This window comes from Rhizobium leucaenae USDA 9039 (genome assembly GCF_000426285.1).
In the GTDB taxonomy this organism is placed as follows: Bacteria; Pseudomonadota; Alphaproteobacteria; order Rhizobiales; family Rhizobiaceae; genus Rhizobium; species Rhizobium leucaenae.
Window position 1 is genome coordinate 35,940 of the sequence record NZ_AUFB01000001.1, and the last position, 17,821, is coordinate 53,760.

Here is a 17,821-nt window from a genome sequence, read left to right on the forward strand (position 1 = left end):
TAGCAATCCTAGAGGCGGCGCATAGGCGGCAATCTCAGGCGACCGCACTCTGCTCGCCCCTTGCCGCCGTCCAGACCTCGCGTGCGGCGTCGGCATTCAAAGCGGCGATGGCGATGCCGACGATCAGGTCCGGCCAGGCGGAAGTCCAAAGAAATGCGGTGACAAGACCCGCCGCAATGATGGCGATATTGGCGAGCGTATCGTTGCGGGCCGAGAGAAACGCCGCACGGGTAAGACTGCCGCTATGCTCGCGAAAGCGAACCAGCATCATGGCGCAGGAGAGATTGACGGCGAGTGCGCCGAGCCCCGCCAGAGATAGCGGCAGTGGTTCGGGCGCAACGGGTGCCATGAATTTCTGCCACGCGGTCCAGATGGTCGCCAGTCCCGGAACGAGCAGGATCGCGGCAAGGGCCATCCCGAGGCGGGCGCGGTTGCGGACGCTCCAGCCGAGCGCCATCAGGATTAATAGGTTCAGCGACGTGTCCTCCAGGAAATCGATGCTGTCGGCAAAGAGCGACACCGAACCGATGGACAGAGCGACCACAAACTCGACACAGAAATAGCCGAGGTTCAGGAGCGCCACACGTTTGACCACGTTGCGGAGTGTAGTGTCCGCCATGCCGGCTCTCCCTTCTCGTCACCGGACCCGCTTGTGAAAAGCTATGAGGTCTTCCTTACAACCCGCTGAAGTCTATCTAAACTTTAGCCATGCGACTGAACAAGACAAATAAAGCCTGGACTTAAGTCGCTGCGGGTCATTTTTCAGCCCAGCGTCAGCTCACCGCTATAACAGCTTGGCCGGGTCAGCCTCAGAACCCTCGCGGCCTTCGGAGAATAAGTTTGAATTTAATATTGCGTAATTCTCCTCCGCACGTGATGCGCCGACTTGTCCCAGGCCATCTAAAGTATCGGGCTGACATCGATGGACTCCGCGCCTTGGCGATCCTGCCAGTCGTGCTTTATCACGCCGGCATTCCGGGGTTCAGCGGTGGTTTCGTCGGCGTCGACATTTTCTTCGTCATTTCCGGGTTTCTGATGGCCTCGCTGATTTCGGGTGAAATCGCAGAAGGCGACTTCAGCATTCTGCGCTTCTATGAGAGGCGAGTGCGGCGAATTTTTCCGGCGCTCTTTGCTGTTCTCGCGGCCTCTTCCGTGGCGGCCTGGCTGCTTCTGATGCCGGTCGAGCTGGAATATTTCGCCCGCAGCCTGAAGGCCGCCGCATTGTTCACCTCGAACATCCAGTTGGAGAAGGAAAGCGGCTATTTCGATATCGGTGCGCAGTTGAAACCGCTACTGCACACATGGTCGCTCGCGGTCGAAGAGCAGTTCTACATCCTGTTTCCGCTGCTGCTATTGGCGGTCAGCCGATTTGCGCGGCGCTATACGGTGCATATTCTGCTTGGCCTCTTGATCGCCTCCTTCGCGGCGAGTGCCTGGACGGTCTTTCGCTCGCCTGCCGCCGCATTCTACCTTCTGCAGTTTCGCGCCTGGGAATTGCTGCTCGGCGCCTTGCTGGCTTTCAATGTGATACCGAGGCCAACTCGGCCGGTGATGCGGGAAGGCCTTGCCGCCCTCGGCATTGTCCTGATCGCCATCGCTGTATTCGGTTTCACCGATCATACCCTATTTCCCGGCCCGGCCGCGTTGCTGCCCTGTCTCGGCGCGGCCCTGGTGATCTATGCGGGTGCCGAATATGGGCTGGCTGGACTGGCGCTGCGGGCGAAACCCATGGTGTTCGTCGGGCTGATTTCCTATTCCCTCTATCTCTGGCATTGGCCGATCATCGTATTCAGCCGCGAAGTCTTCGGCCGCGAGCTTTCTCCGGCCCAAGGCGGCTTGATCGTCCTTGTCTCGTTCGGCCTCGCCGCATTTTCGTGGCGGTTCATCGAACAGCCGTTTCGAGGCCGCAGCAGCCGCTTGGGCCGAAAGCCCTTGTTCGCGGCAGCGGCGGCGGTCATGGTCGTCGCGGTCGGCTTCGGCAGCTATGTCATTCGCGACAGCGGCGTTCCGAGCCGCCTCCCGGCCGATGTGCAGAAGGTCTATGCCGCAACATACGACATTAGCCGCTTCGGCCAACCGCCGTGCTTTGCGGACTCGGATACGACTGGGCCGTCTCTGTCCGACATACGTGCCGGAAAACTTTGTCCGCTCGGCGCTGAAGGATCGAATGCTCCTTCTTTCCTCGTTTGGGGAGATTCGCATTCCGGAGCCATGGCTCCGGCGATCGATGGGGCCGCAAAGCAGGCCAGTGTTTCCGGTCTGTTTGCGGGACACGCGTCGTGTCCACCGCTACCGGACGCACAGCTCTCAGCCCGCGGTGATGTGAAGCGATGCGGCGACTTCAATGCCGCGGTTCGCGATCTCGTCACATCGAAGCATGTCCCTCTTGTGTTCCTGATCGCCTATTGGCCGAAATATGTGCACGACGCCGAGCTGCCTGGCGAGGGCGTCTACTTCGATCCGTCGGTGCCGCCGCCATTACAGGACAAATCCGCGTCGGTGACGGAATCCCTTGATCGCCTGATGGCGGCGCTGACGCGGCAGGGAACCAAGGTCGTGTTGGTCATGGATGTGCCGGAAATGGGCCGCTACATGCCGGAAGCCGTCGCCAAGGCTGTCATGACCAGGACATCGACGGAGGTTGCCCCGCCATGGGATTACGTTGCGAAACGGCAGGCGTTGTCGCGCGCAATTTTGACCCGTCTCGCGACCAAACACGGGGCTGATATCGTCGACCCGCTGCCCGCCATCTGCCACGACGGGCATTGCGATGCGACGCAGGAGGGCATGCCGCTCTATAAGGATGCAGATCACATCACGGCCGCGACGTCCAAAAGGCTCAGCTACCTGTTCGCGCCCATATTTTCATTCCCGAAGCGAACATCTGCTGCCTCCGGCAACTCATAGCCGGCTGGACGCTAGACGCCCGGCGCAAGGCCGTTTCAAAGATGTCTTGACCTTTCAGTGCATTCCGCCACCGCCTTTTCCGAGATCGACATTGCTGAGGATCAGGGCAAGCGGGATTGCCGAAAGCGCGATCATCGTCAGCACGTAGAAAACGTCGATATAGGCCAGATAGCTCGATTGCGTCTGCACCTGTTGTCCGATCCATGCTGTCGCCTGCGATTGCGCGTCGGCCATGGTCGCGCCTTTCTGCGCAAAATAGCGTGTCATCGTTTGGAGGGTTTCGTGGTAGGCGGGCGATGATGGCATTATGTGCTCGACGAGCCGGCTCTGATGCCACTGCTGCCGATGCGCCAGAACGTTCAAGGCGATGCAGACGCCAATCGAGCCGCCTATGTTGCGGGCGGCGTTGATCATGGCAGAGGCCTGGTTGGTCTGGTCCGGCCGCAGGCCGTAATAGGAGGCTGAGGTGATCGCAATGAAGATCAGCGGCAGGCCTAAGCCGATATAGAAGCGCGACCAGACGAAGAATGCAAAATTGAGGTCGGGATTGAGCCGCGTCAGCCACCACATCGAGCCCGCGATGATCAATGCACCAGTGGCGATCATGTATTTCGGCTGCACCACGGTGGTCAAGCGGCCTGCGACGAACATCATGACCATGGTGACGAGACCGCCCGGCGACAGCGCCAGGCCAGCCCATGTGGCGGTATATCCGTAATCCTGCTGCAGGACCTGCGGAAGAAATTGTGTGGTCGCGATCAGGATTGCGCCGGTTGCCATCATGACGATGAAGCAGGATCCGAATTGCCGGGTTCCGAGCAGCCGGCCATCGATGATCGGGTTCGATTTTGTCAGCACCCAGGGGATCGCCAGAGCAAAGGCCAGCACACAAAGCGCCGTCATGGCGATGATGAAATTTGAATCGAACCAATCCTCCGTTTGACCGCGATCGAGAACGAGTTCGAGCGATCCGAGAAATGTCGCGACGAGCAGAAAGCCGACGAGATCGAAGCGGACGCCTAGCCTGCGAAGCTCCTCGCGCTTTCGGCGCATCTCCTGTGATCTCTCCACCAGAAAATAGACGAGGATGAAGGCAAAGACGCCCACCGGCCCGTTGATCAGGAAACACCAGTGCCAGGAATAATTATCCGAAAGATAGCCGCCTAGTGTTGGCCCGACTACGGGCGCCACCACCACCGCGACGCCGAACATCGCGAACGCCTGGCCGCGTTTCGCCGGCGGAAATGAATCCGCCAGAATGGCCTGCGATGTCGGCACCATGCCGCCGCCGGCAAAGCCCTGGATCATGCGAAAAACAAGAAGCGATTGCAGATTCCACGCCAGCCCGCAGAGAATGGAGGCGATCGTGAAGGTTGCGAGGCAAAAGAGATAGAAGCGACGTCTGCCGTATCGTTCGGCAATGAAGCTGCTGGCGACCAATATGGTTGCATTGGAAACGAGATAGGTCGTTACCACCCAGGAAGCCTCGTCCGCACTGACGGCAAGACCGCCCGAAATATAGCGTAGCGCCACATTGGCGATCGTCGTGTCCAGGACCTCCATGAAGGTCGCAAGCGAGACCACGACGGCGATCAGCCACGGATTGGTGGCGCCCGCGGCAGGAGCGGCGGCTCCGCCGGCGGGTGTGTCCGCGCCGCTCATGTCAATGCCTCGGCCGGACGGTGACGGTGGGAACCACGGACATGCCCGGGCCGATAGCGATATCCGCCGGCCAATTGTCGACGACGATCTTCACCGGTACGCGCTGCGTGACTTTCACATAATTGCCCGTCGCATTCTCGGCGGGAAGCAGTGAGAAAGCTGTACCGGAGCCCGGTTGGATCGAAGCGACCCTGCCATGCAGCGTGTGATCCGGATAGGCATCGATCGTCACGTCGACCGGCTGGCCCGGCCGCATGTCGGTCAATTGCGTTTCCTTGAAATTCGCGGTGATCCAGATCTCGTCCGGCACGAACATCGAGATTGCCTGGCCGGCTTCGATATATTGGCCTTTGGCGCCGGTGAGACGGACGACACGGCCGGGCTGAGCCGCGACGATTGTCGTGTATTTGAGATTCTGCTGCGCCTCTTCGGCCTGGGCCTGTGCCTGGCTCAAACTGGCGGCAGCGCTCGCCTTCTGCGCTTCGGCAACGGCCTTGTTCTTCTGCGCAGACGTTATGTTTGCCTCCGCCTGTGCCGTGCTTGCCTGGCTCTGCTGCAGATTCGAGGTCGCCTGCTGCACTGCCTGCACGCTACCGGACCCGCTCTTGACCAATTGCTGCTGGCGCGCGGCTTCCTGCTGCGCATATTGCAGCGCCGCCGCCGCCGAGTTCTGCTGGGCCTTTGCGACGTCGATCGCGGCGCTCGCGGCGTCGATCTGGGCGCTGGCACTTTGGAGTGCGGCGGCCGCGACATTCACCTGTCCGTTGGCCTGGTCGAGCGTGATCTGGTAGTCGCGCGGATCGATCTTCAAGATGACATCGCCGGCCTGGACGTGCTGATTGTCCGTCACGGGAACATCGGTGACGTAGCCGGAAACCTTCATGGCGAGCGAGAAGCTTCGAGCGTCGATGAAGGCATCGTCCGTCGACTCATAAGGATGAAAATAGATTTCCCAGACCAACCAAGCGGCGGCGGCAAGGGTGGCGACAACAATGACGCCAAGCAGGATCCAGAAGGGATGCCTGCGGATGAACGACGGACGCTTTTTCTCCGCCCGGTCGGTCTGGTGATCATCGCCGGGATGGATATGTTCAATCCGGGGTTCGGTCTGGTTATCTTTTTGAGCGAGATGCTGATCATCAACCACGGCACAACTCTCATATTTGTTGGCCACAGGGTCGGTAACGTTTAGGTGGAAGATCGGTTCCTGACGGTTTTGATCGGCGGCCTGCATGGCGGTTTTGCCGCGGGGCCGAATACATGCCTTTAAAGTCGACGCTTGCGGGGAAAGGGGCTATCGGGAATGTGTCGAAGCGGGCGCTAATCAGCCATGCGCGTTCGCTGGTCGTCCGAGTCGAGGCCCGCAAAATCTCCCCGGACGATGCCGTGGCGTTGAAGCTTATCGTAAAAGGTTTTCCGAGGGATGCCGAGGGCTTCGATCGTACGGCGGACATCGCCGCCGTTTTGGGCAAGAGACTCGCGGATGAGTTCGGCCTCGTAGCGCTCGACGCGGGCGGGCAGGGGCAGCGCCGCATCGGCGGCGAGGATTTCATTTGCCTTCGGCTCCGGCGCTCCCTCCAGGCCAAGGACGAAACGCTCCGCGAAATGCGAAAGCTCGCGAACATTGCCTGGCCAATCGTGGCTCTGCAAATGATGGCGGGCAGCGGCGGAAATAGCGGGTACTTCGCGCTTGAAGCGGCTGGCGGCGCGATCCGCGAAATAGCCGAAGAGCAGGGGGATATCGTCCCGTCGATCGCGGAGCGGCGGGATGGATATGGTGACGACGTTGAGCCGGTAATAGAGATCTTCGCGGAAATCGCCGCGCTGGCGCGGATCGCCGAGATCGACTTTTGCGGCGGCTACCACGCGCAGGTCGACCGGCCGCACCTCGTTGGTGCCGAGTGGCGTTACCTCCCGCATTTCCAGAACGCGAAGCATTTGCACCTGTATTGCCGGCGGCATGCTCTCGATCTCATCGAGAAACAGCGTGCCGGCGCTTGCATGTTCGATGCGGCCGATGCGCTTCTTCTGCGCCCCGGTAAAGGCGCCAGGCTCGTGGCCGAAAAGCTCGCTTTCGATGACGGTCTCCGGCAGCGCGCCGCAATTGAGCGCGACGAAATTGCCCTTCGCGCGCCGGCTCCAGCGATGCAGGAGGCTTGCGACCACTTCCTTGCCGCTGCCGGTCTCGCCGGTGACAAGCACATCGACGTCCGTATCCGCGATCTGCCGCAGCGTGTGGCGTAGCCGCTCCATTGCCGGGGTCTGGCCGATCAACGGCAGATCGCCCTGCGCCTGTTCGGCCGCAATGCGCAGCGCGCGATTTTCCAGAACGAGACGGCGCTTTTCCGCTGCCCGCCGTACGCTTTGCACCAGCCGGTCGGTGGCGAAGGGTTTGGTGATGAAGTCATAGGCGCCGTCCTGGATCGCCTTGACCGCCATCGGAATATCGCCATGGCCAGTGATTAGGATGACCGGCAGGTCTGTATCCTGCTCCTTGACGCGGTTGAAAAGCTGCTGCCCATCCATCTGCGGCATGCGGATATCGGAGACGATCACACCGGCAAAACCGGCGTCCAGTGCGCCGAGTGCATCGGCCGCCGAGGGGAAGGCGGAAACCGAAAAGCCGGCGAGTTCGAGCGTCTGCTTCGTAGCTTTCAGCAGGTCCTTGTCGTCGTCGATCAGAAAGACCGGGGAAGCGTCGTTCATGAAGTCGCCTTGCGCAGGTGAATGGTAAAACGGGTGCCGTTCTCGCCGCTTTCAACTTCGATGCGGCCGCCATAATCGGCGACGATGTCTTTGGAGATCACAAGGCCGAGACCGAGACCTTTTTCCTTAGATGTGTTGAAGGGCGTGAACAGCGAATGCAGGATCGCCGACGGAATGCCAGGGCCGTTGTCGGAGACCATGACATCGACGCCATCGGTCGTTTCCCGAGTCCAAACTTCGACTTTCGCCTGTTCGCGGCCTTCCAGCGCTTCGAGCGCGTTTTGGAAAAGATTGATCAGCACCTGCTCGAGCCGAACGCGTGTGCCGACGACCGTCAACACGGCAGGCGGAAGATCGATCGCCAGCGCATCCAACCGGCCGGCAAAACGGCTTCTGAGCAGGACTACGGCGCCTTCGATGACGCTTCTCAATTCCACAGGTTCCGGCGCGGTCCGCCCCTTGCGGGCAAATGCCTTCAACTCTTCGGTAATCGTACCGATCCGTTCGGTCAGCGCCGCTATCGAGGAGAGATTTTCCTTTACCGGCGCGATCTGCTGCCGCTCCAGGAAGATATGGGCATTGTCGGCATAGGCGCGAATGGTCGCGACCGGCTGGTTGATCTCGTGGGCGACGCCGGCGGCGACTTGCCCGAGGATCGCAAGACGGTTGGCCTGTACCAGCTCCTGCTGCACGACCTGCAGCTTCGCCTCGGTCGTGCGGTGATCGGCAATTTCCGCTTCGAGACGATCGCGGGCTCGGCTGAGATCTTCGGTGCGCTCCGATACGCGCCGTTCCAGCTCCTCGCGAGCGATCCTGCTGATGGCGATCTGCATTGCGGAGACGTAGCGGCGCCTCAGCAGGAAGGCGGCAATTGCCAGGATCGGCACCAGCACGGTCAACGTGAGATAGCGTGTTTCGCGGACAGTGGAGGAAATTGGCTGGTCCGTCGGCACGAGATAATCCAACTGCCACGGTGTCGAAGGGATTGAGGTCGTCAGGCGCAGATATTCCGCAGCGCTGCTGCCCGGCAGGACCGCACGCACGAGTGCGACGTCCGAACCGATCGCTTCGGGGTGGGCGATCGGCAGAGGCGTCAATGGCGCATCGCCGAATTGCAGGCTCTTGCGGATGGCGGCGAGATTGTCGGCGGACAACGGCGATGCCGTCATGAAGCGCCAGGAGGGCATGCTGGTGATCAGCACGACGCCGTGCTCGTCGGTGACATAGGCCGGACGGCCGGCTTCCCGCCAATCGGCTTCGAGCTGGTCGAATTCCATTTTGACGACCACGACGCCCAACGCCCCCGCCGCATCACCTACGCGGCGGGAAATGTAAAGGCCGGGGCGATTGCTGACGTTGCCGAGCGCGAAATGTTCCGCAGTGCCCGCCTCCATGGCCCGGCGGAAATAGTCACGGAAGGAATAATCATTGCCGACAAAGCTCAGCGGCTCACGCCAGTTGCTCGATGCGATCGCCACACCGTCTTTGCCAGTTACATAGAGCACCGAGGCCTTGGTGCCGGAAACGAGGCTTTCGAGCTTACGGTCGAGCGTCGCAACAGCATCGCCCTTCGCCGCCGCGAGAGCGTCGCGCACCTGCTGATCGTCCGCCAGGAGAAGCGGCAGGGCGCGGGGGCGTTCGAGCACGGCTCTCAGCAGCGCGACCTTCAGGTTCGCATCGGTGCGCCCCTGGGCTTGCAGCCCCTCGATCGCGGTCGCGCGGCCATACACGCCGGCGCCATAGAGCGCGGCGGCAACGATGATCGCGCAGAAAATCGCAAAGACCAACCAGACACGGCGAGAGCGCCGGCCCAGTTGCTCAGGCGTGGAAAACCGGTCCATGGCAGGCCGCTGCAGCATCGCCACATTGTGCATGATTTCGCGCGGACCGCAATTCAATCTGTGCGGATTGTCGCACAAAGTTGAAGGCTTGGCCGCAAGCCTCCAGAAAATGCGCTTTCATTACAATAGATTATAAGAAAATCGCCATCTGGCACGCCTGTTGCAACGATCCGCCAAACAGTCGGAGGCTGTTGAGGATTGGTCGTAGCCCGGAGGGCCGAGGGATCGGTTGGGCATAACGGAGGATATCATGATTGTACCCGTCGCTGCCGAGACACACGGCAAACTTCCCTTTTACCGGCATCTCTATGTGCAGGTTCTCGCCGCGATCGCCGCGGGTATCCTGCTTGGACATTTCTATCCGCAAACCGGCGCATCCTTGCAGCCGCTCGGCGATGCTTTCATCAAGCTAGTGCGCATGGTCATTGCGCCGGTCATCTTCCTGACGGTTGCAACCGGCATTGCCGGCATGTCGGACCTGAAGAAATTCGGCCGCGTCGTCGGCAAGGCGCTGCTCTATTTCCTCGTCTTCTCGACGCTGGCTCTGGTCGTCGGCCTTGTCGTCTCGAATGTCCTGCAGCCGGGCGCCGGCATGCATATCAATCCGGCAACGCTCGATACGAAAGCGGTCAACAACTACGCGGCCCAGGCGCATGACGCCTCGGTCGTCGGCTTCCTGATGAACATCATTCCGGACACCATCGTCGGAGCTTTCGCCAAGGGCGACATCCTCCAGGTTCTGTTCTTCTCGGTGATCTTTGGCATCGCGCTTGGCGCCGTCGGCGAGCGGGCGCGTCCGGTGCAGGATTTTCTGCAGGTGCTGACCGCGCCGATCTTCCGTATGGTCTCGATCCTGATGAAGTTCGCGCCGATCGGTGCATTCGGCGCCATGGCCTTCACCATCGGCAAATACGGCATCGGCACGATCGCCAATCTGGCATTCCTGATCGGCACCTTCTATCTGACATCGCTGCTGTTCGTCCTCGTCGTGCTCGGCGCCGTCGCCCGCTTCAACGGCTTCTCGATCCTGGCGCTGATCCGCTACATCAAGGAAGAGCTGCTGCTGGTGCTCGGCACCTCCTCTTCGGAAGCTGCGCTGCCCGGCCTGATGAACAAGATGGAACGCGCCGGCTGCAAACGTTCGGTCGTCGGCCTCGTCATTCCGACGGGCTATTCTTTCAATCTCGACGGCACCAACATCTATATGACGCTGGCGGCCCTCTTCATTGCGCAGGCGACTGACACGCCGCTGACCTTCGGCGATCAGATCCTGTTGCTGCTGGTAGCGATGCTGAGCTCCAAGGGTGCGGCGGGTATCACCGGCGCCGGCTTCATCACGCTTGCCGCCACGCTCTCGGTTATCCCCTCGGTTCCGATCGCCGGCATGGCGCTGATCCTGGGTATCGACCGCTTCATGTCGGAATGCCGCGCGCTGACCAATCTCGTCGGCAACGCCGTTGCGACCGTCGTCGTCGCACGCTGGGAGAACGAGCTCGACCAGTCGAAATTCTCGGCCGCCATGGCCGGACAATTGACGGACGACTTCGAGACGCCTGCGCTGCAAGCGGCCGAATAAGTCGCGATCGGCATTTTCGGAAAAATGCGAGAACGGCCCCCTTCCACGGAGGGCCGTTTTTAGTTCCACAGTTCCGATGGCTCAAAGGCTGGTTTTTTGATTTCACTGCCACGCTGACCGAGATGGGTGCTCGAATTAGGCCGGAACATCGGTCGCTATCAGACGTTAGCCTTAACACTGCAGGCCGTGCCAAACGGACGTGATGGTGCTGAAGAACATGGAGATTTTTCCGTTTTCTCTCCATGGCCGACGAATTGGCAGGCGAGCTTCCTATCCATCCGGTCTGCACCCCTGCTCTTTCATCGATGGAGAACAGCATGGACGAGAGCTTCAAGCTTTGTCGGCCGGTTCCGATCGCAACAGCCGGCAATTCCGACGACGAATACATCGCAAGTATGGTGTCTTCGTCGGCAGGATCGGTGAGCATACCGCCATCTTCGCTGAAATCCTGTGCACCGCGGCGGCCGCTTGGACGGTTTCTGCTCATAGCGGCTGCACTGACCTTTGCGATGCCGGTGGTCACGTCCGCGCAACAGCTACAGATGCCGAACAGCGACCGCTGCAGGGCTCCCGATGCCAATAAACAGAGCGAAGGTGAACACCAAAACCTGCCATCCCCGTCTGATGATAACGCCAGTAAAGAGCTTTCGGACTGCGGCGGCGTGCTGAAACCGCCAACGACCGGAGATAGCGCAATGGAAAAGCCGGCACCGAAGGGTGGTAAGATGCCGGTTATTCCGCCTAGCGCCGTACCGGGCCAGCAGGAGCAGCAGACGCCGGAAGTGAAGTAATCCGCTATGGCGCCTTTATGGTTTCGGTTCCGGTTGTTCGATGGTCTTCTGTGCCACCTGCGAATCCTGGTTCTTGCCGGTGACAAAGGGCTTGATGACGAGGATGCTGAGGATCGAGGCCACCATCAATCCGATAATGATGATCAACAATGCGCGCATGCCTGCCTACGCTTTCTATCGCGGCTTACGAATACAGAGGTTACTATCGTGGCCGCTGATGCCGCTCACCTGACGCGAGTGGGTCTCGATGCGTCGCTTCACCTCGTCGTTTTCGACTGATCCTTCGAGGAGAACACGGCCGTCACTGACCGTGACGAAGATGCCGCTGATATCCAGCAGCGGGTCTTCGCTCAATCTTCTTTGGATTTCGGCGCGGATTTCCGCATCCGGCCGCCATTGCGACTCGGAGGCCTTGAATGGGTTTTTCTCAGAGCTTGTCGACGCATGTGACGTGTGATGACGTTGCATGACGCCCTCCTTTCGTTGGGCTCATGAACGCAACAAGAAAAACGCGATAAGGTTCCATATGGCGGTCTGCGTTCGGGAGCAGTCTAGCGAGTCCTAAGAATCCCATGCAGCAAAAAGCCCGCGAGGCCGCCGATCGCCAGCATCGCGACATTGCGCGTTGTATGGTGCTCGCGCGGCTGCGAAGCTCTGACTGCCTCTGCAATCCGGCCGGCCGCCGCATCCAGGGCCTGCTGGCGCTGCCTGTCGCAATCCGGGGTGTCTGTTGACCGCGAGTCGTCGCTGCCCGGTTCCGAGTAGGTGAAATTTATGTCCAGCGTCTCGATACCCGGCGCCAGCGTATCGATCTCTCCGGAACCGCCCGCAGCCTGATCGAGGGCCTGCTGCGTACGGATATCGGCGTCTGCGGAGGGGGCGTCGTTCGTTTTCATCTCTCTGGTTCTTGCCATGACATCCTCCTTTCATTCGAAGGGCAAACCATCGCCGCGCAAGAATGTTCCCTGTGAGCATTCCCGGGTATTTTGATGATCACGCGGTCGTTGTCATCATCTCGAAAGACACGACTTTGTAGCGCTCTTCGACAGTAGTCAGTAGCTCCGACGCGCCGCCGCCGGCCCCCGCGTGCTTCCATCGGACTTGAAAGGTGGCATGAACCGTGCCGTCGTATTCGTTTATCGATTTGTCGGTAAAACAGAAGGAGTATCCGAGTGGACTGAACTCGGTTTCGATCTTTTCCATATAGGTGCTGCCGGCAAGCTCGATCACCATGCGCGCCTTTTGCCGATGCGATATCAACTCGTCGAACCATTTGAAGGGCGAGAGCACGATAAAGGCCGCAACGGCGCCGGCGGACCCGACCACCAACTGCCCGCCACCGATGCACAGGCCGATCGCCGTCATGATCCAGAGCGTTGCCGCTGTCGTCACCCCCGTTATTAAATCGCCGCGCTTGAGGATGGCGCCGCCGCCGATAAAGCCGACACCCGTCAGTATGCCGAGCGGAAAGCGCAGGATGTCCATGGAGGCGAATGATTGCGGTGTCTTGCCCATCGTCGAAAGCAGCAGATTGGCCTGAATCATAGTCAAGCAGGCCGCCAAGCCCACCAGGATCGTCGTGCGGAACCCGGCAGCATGTCCGCCGGCCTCGCGATTGAGGCCGATCAGCGCGCCGGCTGCGACGACCAATAGGAGACGGCCCGCGATGTCCATCCAAGTGGGGTTCAAAGGCATGAGTTCGATCATCGTGCTCGACACTTCACCCTCCTCGCATCCGTTTCGCCGCCGATCTTTAATGCCGGAACAAAGCTGGGGCGATTTCGTTCCGCCCACGAGGAGATGAACGGGCTCCGCCGGCATTGCGCGCCCCGTGAAACGTCAGGAGAACGCACATGACCATGACCGCAAAAGACATCGTCTCCGTTCTTGGACCTGTCGATGAGACCCTGATGGCCAATATCTCCGCGACTGGCGCAACGCTTGGGGAGCTTGCGGAGGCCTGGGCCTGGGTCAACAGTGACGAGGCGCTGATCGGCGAGGGCAGGACGCTGCCGAGCGGCAAGGTGGCGGAGCTTGTCGATCTGCTCTCTGCCGAGGAAGAAGACGACTTCGAGATGTAATTTCGGTTTCCGCGCTGCGGACGGGAACAGATCGGCGCTTCGCCTGTTGGTGTAGCAGGCCCTCAGAGGAGGGCCGTGACCATCGGGAACCGGGCGCCGCCCGATCTAAGGTCGCTGGAGAGATTGTCCTGTGGCTACCGCCCGGGACGAGGCGTCCGCTCATGGAGGAACCAATGAAAGTTCGAGACGCCATGACGCACGACGTGCGCATAACCAATCCTAACGAGACAATCCTGCAGGCCGCCCAGACGATGGCGGATCTCGACGCCGGCGTTCTGCCTGTCGGCGACCATGATCGCCTGGTTGGCATGATCACCGACCGTGATATCGCCATCCGCGGTATTGCCGAGGGCAAGGGACCGGACACGAAGGTCCGCGATGTCATGACATCCGAGGTCAAATATTGCTTCGATGATCAGGAGATCGATGAGGTCTGCCGCAACATGGGTAACATAAAAGTCCGTCGTCTGCCGGTGCTGGATCACAGCAAGCGGCTGGTCGGCATTCTCTCGCTCGGCGATATCGCCTTAGCGCAAAGCAACGGCAGTGCCGGCCAAGCGCTGAGCGGCATTTCGCGCCACGGCGGAGAACATAGCCAGACGGCGTGAACAACGACATGTTCCCGACGTAGGACAGCCGGCATGCACGAGCGTCTTCGTATGGTGGAAAATCAGATCGCCGGGCGCGGCATTCGCGATCCGGCGCTGCTCAATGCCATGCGGCTGATACCGCGGGAGATGTTCGTCGAGAAGGGTTTCGAGATGTTTGCCTATAACGACAGCCCGCTGCCGATCGGCAGGGGGCAGACGATCTCTCAGCCCTATATGGTCGCGCTGATGATTGAGGCAGCCGAAATCAAACCCGACGATACGGTTCTCGAAATCGGCGCAGGGCTTGGCTATGCGACTGCCATCCTCAGCCGCATGGCGGGCCGTGTCTTTGCCGTGGAGCGCCATGCCTCGCTGGCGGCTGGCGCTTCCGAACGACTGCAACGTCTCGGCTATGGCAATATCGATTTGCGTTGTGGAGACGGTTCAAAAGGGTGGCCGAAAGCTGCCCCGTTCAGCGCTATCCTTGTCTCGGCCGCCGCGCCGGAGGTGCCGCAGGCCTTGAAAGAGCAATTGGCGACAGGCGGCCGGCTGGTCATCCCTGTGGGACCGGAAGGGCACAGGCAAACCCTTATGAAAATCGTCCGTAAAGGCCCGGATGATTTTGCCACTCAAACCCTGGGTGCCGTGATTTTCGTGCCGCTGATCAGCGAACAAGGCGGAACTGAAGATTTATAGTGGATGACGTCGCTTCTGCCACGAGGTAAGCATCCCCATCTGCGCATTTCGTCATTTTGCAAGCGCGTGCAAATGCCGCACAACTCAATGTATCCGTCAACAGCTTTCTTCATGAAACTGTCATGACGGCGGCTCACAGGATGATGCACGCAATTGCAAAACTCAGCAAACTACATGGCGGCAGGAGAGAAGCGTGTCGCAGAAAGTGTTCGTGAGCGCCCAGGAGGTGGCAGACCGCGCGGGTGTCTCCCGCTCGGCCGTTTCGCGCACGTTCACACCGGGAGCGAGCGTATCGCCGGAGACGCGCCAGAAAGTGGTCGAGGCAGCCGAGGCACTCGGCTATCACGTCAATCATCTTGCTCGCGGGCTGATGCGCAACGAAAGCGGCATCGTCTGCCTGATCGTCTCCGACATGGCCACGCCACATCGCTCCGGCCTGATCAAGACGCTGACCCAGGAATTGCAGCACAGCGGCAAGATTGCAATGCTCGTCAACACCGATCTCTTGGATGGCAGTGTGGACCTGGCGCTGCGCCAGGCGATCCGCTACCGCGCCGATGCCTCGATCATTCTTTCGGGAATGCCTGACAAATCGATCACGCAACTCTGCCTGAAAAACGGTCAGCGATTGGTATTGATCAACTGCGACGACGAGCAGAACGGGCCTCTACGGATCAATCTCGATGACGAAGAGGCCGCCGGCCGTGTCGTCACGGCCTTCCTTCGCGCCGGCTGCCGAAGGCTCGCCTTCGCCAATTCGGAGGCCGGTACGCCAAGCCTCATGGCAAGGGAAAACGGCTTCGTCGCCGCCGCGAGGGCCCATGGCTTGGAGGTCGTCGTCGCGCGTCATGGGGGGACAAACTATGAGAGCGGCAGGATTCTGGCGCAGCGGCTTCTCACGCTTGCCGAGCGGCCGGATGCCGTTTTCTGTGCAACCGATCTCCTTGCCTGCGGCTTCATAGATGCTGCCCGCCATCAGTTTTTCATCCGGGTTCCCGACCAACTTTGTGTTGCCGGCTTCGACGATATCGAACAGGCCTCCTGGGCCTCTTATCAACTGACGACCTTCGCCCAGCCGCTTGCTGCGATCGCGCGGGAGGCGGTCTCATGGCTGGAAAGCAGCGACGCCGCAAAGCCGGAAGGACAGGCACGTGCCATCCGCCTTCACGCCGATCTCGTGTGGCGCGGCTCGATCAGGGGTGGCTGACGGCATGGCGCCTTCGATCTCAAACCAAACGAAATCCTCCAGAACAACGGATAGACTTCTGTCCGATCTCGCTTCCTACGCGGATGCGCTGTTCCACGGTGCCATCTACGAACAATATGCGGCGATCTGCTACCGGCGAAATCGGGAGCTTGGCACAACGGAAGTGCTTGTCGTCACCAGCCGCGAAAGCGGGCGCTGGGTTGTTCCCAAGGGCTGGCCGATAAAAGGGAAAAAGCCATACGAAGTGGCCTCAATCGAGGCTTTCGAGGAAGCCGGCGTCAGCGGCAAGATCAAGAAGAAACCGTTCGGCTATTTCACCTACCTGAAGCAGCTCGCCGAGGGGAACCGCGTTCCCTGTATCGTGCAGTTGCATCTGCTCGAGGTCGAAAAAACCTACGAGAATTTTCCGGAAAGAGATCAACGCCGCAGCGAATGGGTCTCCTTCACTGAAGCCGCAAGCCGCGTGCGCGAACCGGAACTTAAGGGCCTGCTTCTGACGGCGGAGCAAAAATTGCGGCGGTCGAAAGGGAAGAAGTAGCATTTGGCTACGCTTCACCCATGCATCAACCAACCCCCGTTCGTCCGCTCATCGCCAGCCGCAGTGGAATGCGCGCTGCAGCCAGCGCCGGCAATGCGCCGCCGATAGCGCCGATGATCAGGGACAGCCAAACGGCCTTCATCACCAGCGAGGGAGACAAGACCAGTTGAAAGCCGATCTGAGTGTGATCAGCGCTCATCGTTGAAGCGGTCCAACCGTTGAGGACGACATAGGAAAAGCCGACGCCGACCAGGCATCCGAAACAAGTCAGGATCATCGCTTCGATCCATGTCCCGGCAAAAGCGGCACGCCGGCTGAAGCCAATTGCCCGCACGGTGGCGATCTCGGTGCTCCGATCCGACACGGACGTGAACATGGTCGTCATCGCGCCGACCACCGCGCCCGCGGCCATGACTACTGCCAGCGGCCAGCCGAAAAGAAGGATCAGTTTCGACGTGCGTTCTGCAAGTCCCGCAAAATAATCCCGCTCGGAGCGCAGTGTCAGCCCAATCTGCGGCATATTTGCTGCCACAGACTGCAGAGCCGGCAAGGCCTCTGGGTTGGTGAGCTTGATCCTGACGCTCTGGACTAGATTGGGGCGGTTGAACAGCGTCTGCACCACGTCGATATCCGCCAGCATCTCGGATTCGAAGACGGATCCGCCGGAGTCGAAAATACCGACGACTGTCCATTTCGATGTGCCGAACGTGAGCTGCTGGCCAATCTCTAATGCTTTGTAATCACGGGCCAGCCGCCGTCCGACGACGATCTCGCTGGTGCCGGGGCTGAACATGCGGCCGTGCACAATTCTCACATTTGGACGGAGGTTGAGCCCGAAGGGGCCAATTCCACGCAAAGACAGCGCGGAAAGCAATCCGCCGGCCTTTTCCGGCACATCCACCGGTACGACCATTTCCGCCGACATCTCAGGAGTCCCCGCATCGGTCGCGATGCCGGCAGCGTCATCGAGATAGTGAAGCTGAGACGCTTCGATCCGGCTGCCAAGCTCCGTCGCAGCACCTTTGCCAAGCGCAATGGCGATATCCGCCGAGCCGGCTTGCAGCAGGGAGGTCCGGAAACCGTTCGACATCGCCAGGAAGCCGAGCAGAACCGTGACCACCATCGCAACGGAAAATACGAGGGAAAGAGAAATCCACATGCGGCGGCGGAGCGACTTAAGATTGGATAGGATCAAAGCTACGGACTGATCAATGATCGTGCTCATC

Annotated in this window: 18 protein-coding genes; 8 read left to right on the top strand and 10 right to left on the bottom strand. The window is 60.2% G+C overall.

The features are described 5' to 3' along the window. Nucleotides 1–34: 34 nt before the first annotated feature. Complete coding sequence (locus K290_RS0100155) at nt 35–619, bottom strand: cation efflux transmembrane domain-containing protein (protein ID WP_028749994.1); 585 nt, start codon at nt 617–619, stop codon at nt 35–37. Between the two features lie 317 nt (nt 620–936). Here K290_RS0100155 and K290_RS0100160 point away from each other — a divergent pair, with 317 nt between their 5' ends. Next, entirely contained in the window at nt 937–2,907 is a 1,971-nt protein-coding gene (locus K290_RS0100160; protein WP_425337576.1) for an acyltransferase family protein, read from the top strand. Between the two features lie 54 nt (nt 2,908–2,961). Here the strand turns inward: K290_RS0100160 and K290_RS0100165 are convergent, their stop codons facing one another. From K290_RS0100165 to K290_RS0100180, 4 genes are all read right to left on the bottom strand, one after another. Further along, entirely contained in the window at nt 2,962–4,569 is a 1,608-nt protein-coding gene (locus tag K290_RS0100165) for a DHA2 family efflux MFS transporter permease subunit (protein ID WP_028749996.1), read from the bottom strand. A gap of 1 nt (nt 4,570) precedes the next feature. Continuing rightward, entirely contained in the window at nt 4,571–5,716 is a 1,146-nt protein-coding gene (locus tag K290_RS33545; protein ID WP_425337577.1) for an HlyD family secretion protein, read from the bottom strand. Between the two features lie 173 nt (nt 5,717–5,889). Next, complete coding sequence (locus K290_RS0100175) at nt 5,890–7,275, bottom strand: sigma-54-dependent transcriptional regulator (RefSeq protein WP_028749997.1); 1,386 nt, start codon at nt 7,273–7,275, stop codon at nt 5,890–5,892. Next, on the bottom strand, nt 7,272–9,149 hold the full coding sequence (locus tag K290_RS0100180; RefSeq protein ID WP_037134684.1) for a sensor histidine kinase: 1,878 nt from the start codon (nt 9,147–9,149) through the stop codon (nt 7,272–7,274). Before K290_RS0100180 ends, K290_RS0100175 begins: the two co-directional genes overlap by 4 nt. A 217-nt stretch (nt 9,150–9,366) precedes the next feature. Between K290_RS0100180 and K290_RS0100185 the strand changes: the two genes are divergently transcribed. Then, the gene (locus tag K290_RS0100185; protein ID WP_028749999.1) at nt 9,367–10,692 is read left to right on the top strand and encodes a dicarboxylate/amino acid:cation symporter; all 1,326 of its coding nucleotides are present in this window, start codon (nt 9,367–9,369) and stop codon (nt 10,690–10,692) included. Nucleotides 10,693–10,934: 242 nt separating this feature from the next. Then, a complete protein-coding gene (locus K290_RS38210; RefSeq protein WP_051263894.1) occupies nt 10,935–11,483 on the top strand; it encodes a hypothetical protein in 549 nt (182 codons plus the stop codon). A 15-nt stretch (nt 11,484–11,498) separates the two neighbouring features. On the opposite strand, the gene K290_RS37775 is transcribed toward K290_RS38210, so the two are convergent. From K290_RS37775 to K290_RS0100210, 4 genes are all read right to left on the bottom strand, one after another. Further along, on the bottom strand, nt 11,499–11,642 hold the full coding sequence (locus K290_RS37775; protein ID WP_172831001.1) for a hypothetical protein: 144 nt from the start codon (nt 11,640–11,642) through the stop codon (nt 11,499–11,501). Nucleotides 11,643–11,657: 15 nt separating this feature from the next. Further along, nucleotides 11,658–11,951 (bottom strand): BON domain-containing protein, encoded by a 294-nt coding sequence (locus tag K290_RS33550; RefSeq protein ID WP_028750001.1) that lies wholly within the window; start codon nt 11,949–11,951, stop codon nt 11,658–11,660. Between the two features lie 83 nt (nt 11,952–12,034). Further along, on the bottom strand, nt 12,035–12,397 hold the full coding sequence (locus K290_RS0100205; protein WP_154668524.1) for a hypothetical protein: 363 nt from the start codon (nt 12,395–12,397) through the stop codon (nt 12,035–12,037). Nucleotides 12,398–12,476: 79 nt separating this feature from the next. Further along, a complete protein-coding gene (locus K290_RS0100210; RefSeq protein ID WP_028750003.1) occupies nt 12,477–13,202 on the bottom strand; it encodes an MgtC/SapB family protein in 726 nt (241 codons plus the stop codon). A gap of 134 nt (nt 13,203–13,336) precedes the next feature. Here K290_RS0100210 and K290_RS0100215 point away from each other — a divergent pair, with 134 nt between their 5' ends. The 5 genes from K290_RS0100215 to K290_RS0100235 all read left to right on the top strand — a co-directional run bounded on the left by K290_RS0100215 (nt 13,337) and on the right by K290_RS0100235 (nt 16,595). After that, nucleotides 13,337–13,564: a hypothetical protein gene (locus K290_RS0100215; RefSeq protein WP_028750004.1), complete on the top strand. Its 228-nt coding sequence runs from the start codon at nt 13,337–13,339 to the stop codon at nt 13,562–13,564. A gap of 173 nt (nt 13,565–13,737) precedes the next feature. Next, a complete protein-coding gene (locus K290_RS0100220) occupies nt 13,738–14,172 on the top strand; it encodes a CBS domain-containing protein (protein WP_028750005.1) in 435 nt (144 codons plus the stop codon). 33 nt (nt 14,173–14,205) lie between these two features. Then, on the top strand, nt 14,206–14,850 hold the full coding sequence (locus tag K290_RS33555) for a protein-L-isoaspartate(D-aspartate) O-methyltransferase (protein WP_051263895.1): 645 nt from the start codon (nt 14,206–14,208) through the stop codon (nt 14,848–14,850). Nucleotides 14,851–15,043: 193 nt separating this feature from the next. Beyond that, entirely contained in the window at nt 15,044–16,057 is a 1,014-nt protein-coding gene (locus K290_RS0100230) for a LacI family DNA-binding transcriptional regulator (protein WP_028750006.1), read from the top strand. Between the two features lie 4 nt (nt 16,058–16,061). Then, complete coding sequence (locus tag K290_RS0100235) at nt 16,062–16,595, top strand: NUDIX hydrolase (protein WP_028750007.1); 534 nt, start codon at nt 16,062–16,064, stop codon at nt 16,593–16,595. Nucleotides 16,596–16,620: 25 nt separating this feature from the next. On the opposite strand, the gene K290_RS0100240 is transcribed toward K290_RS0100235, so the two are convergent. Next, the gene (locus K290_RS0100240; RefSeq protein ID WP_028750008.1) at nt 16,621–17,820 is read right to left on the bottom strand and encodes an ABC transporter permease; all 1,200 of its coding nucleotides are present in this window, start codon (nt 17,818–17,820) and stop codon (nt 16,621–16,623) included. Between the last annotated feature and the right edge of the window lies 1 nt (nt 17,821).

Coding starts and splice junctions, on each gene's coding strand:
- K290_RS0100155 (WP_028749994.1), bottom strand. CDS start 619: ATGGCGGACACTACACTCCGCAACGTGGTCAAACGTGTGGCGCTCCTG.
- K290_RS0100165 (WP_028749996.1), bottom strand. CDS start 4,569: ATGAGCGGCGCGGACACACCCGCCGGCGGAGCCGCCGCTCCTGCCGCG.
- K290_RS0100175 (WP_028749997.1), bottom strand. CDS start 7,275: ATGAACGACGCTTCCCCGGTCTTTCTGATCGACGACGACAAGGACCTG.
- K290_RS0100180 (WP_037134684.1), bottom strand. CDS start 9,149: ATGCACAATGTGGCGATGCTGCAGCGGCCTGCCATGGACCGGTTTTCC.
- K290_RS0100185 (WP_028749999.1), top strand. CDS start 9,367: ATGATTGTACCCGTCGCTGCCGAGACACACGGCAAACTTCCCTTTTAC.
- K290_RS38210 (WP_051263894.1), top strand. CDS start 10,935: ATGGCCGACGAATTGGCAGGCGAGCTTCCTATCCATCCGGTCTGCACC.
- K290_RS37775 (WP_172831001.1), bottom strand. CDS start 11,642: ATGCGCGCATTGTTGATCATCATTATCGGATTGATGGTGGCCTCGATC.
- K290_RS33550 (WP_028750001.1), bottom strand. CDS start 11,951: ATGCAACGTCATCACACGTCACATGCGTCGACAAGCTCTGAGAAAAAC.
- K290_RS0100205 (WP_154668524.1), bottom strand. CDS start 12,397: ATGGCAAGAACCAGAGAGATGAAAACGAACGACGCCCCCTCCGCAGAC.
- K290_RS0100215 (WP_028750004.1), top strand. CDS start 13,337: ATGACCATGACCGCAAAAGACATCGTCTCCGTTCTTGGACCTGTCGAT.
- K290_RS0100220 (WP_028750005.1), top strand. CDS start 13,738: ATGAAAGTTCGAGACGCCATGACGCACGACGTGCGCATAACCAATCCT.
- K290_RS33555 (WP_051263895.1), top strand. CDS start 14,206: ATGCACGAGCGTCTTCGTATGGTGGAAAATCAGATCGCCGGGCGCGGC.
- K290_RS0100235 (WP_028750007.1), top strand. CDS start 16,062: ATGGCGCCTTCGATCTCAAACCAAACGAAATCCTCCAGAACAACGGAT.
- K290_RS0100240 (WP_028750008.1), bottom strand. CDS start 17,820: ATGAGCACGATCATTGATCAGTCCGTAGCTTTGATCCTATCCAATCTT.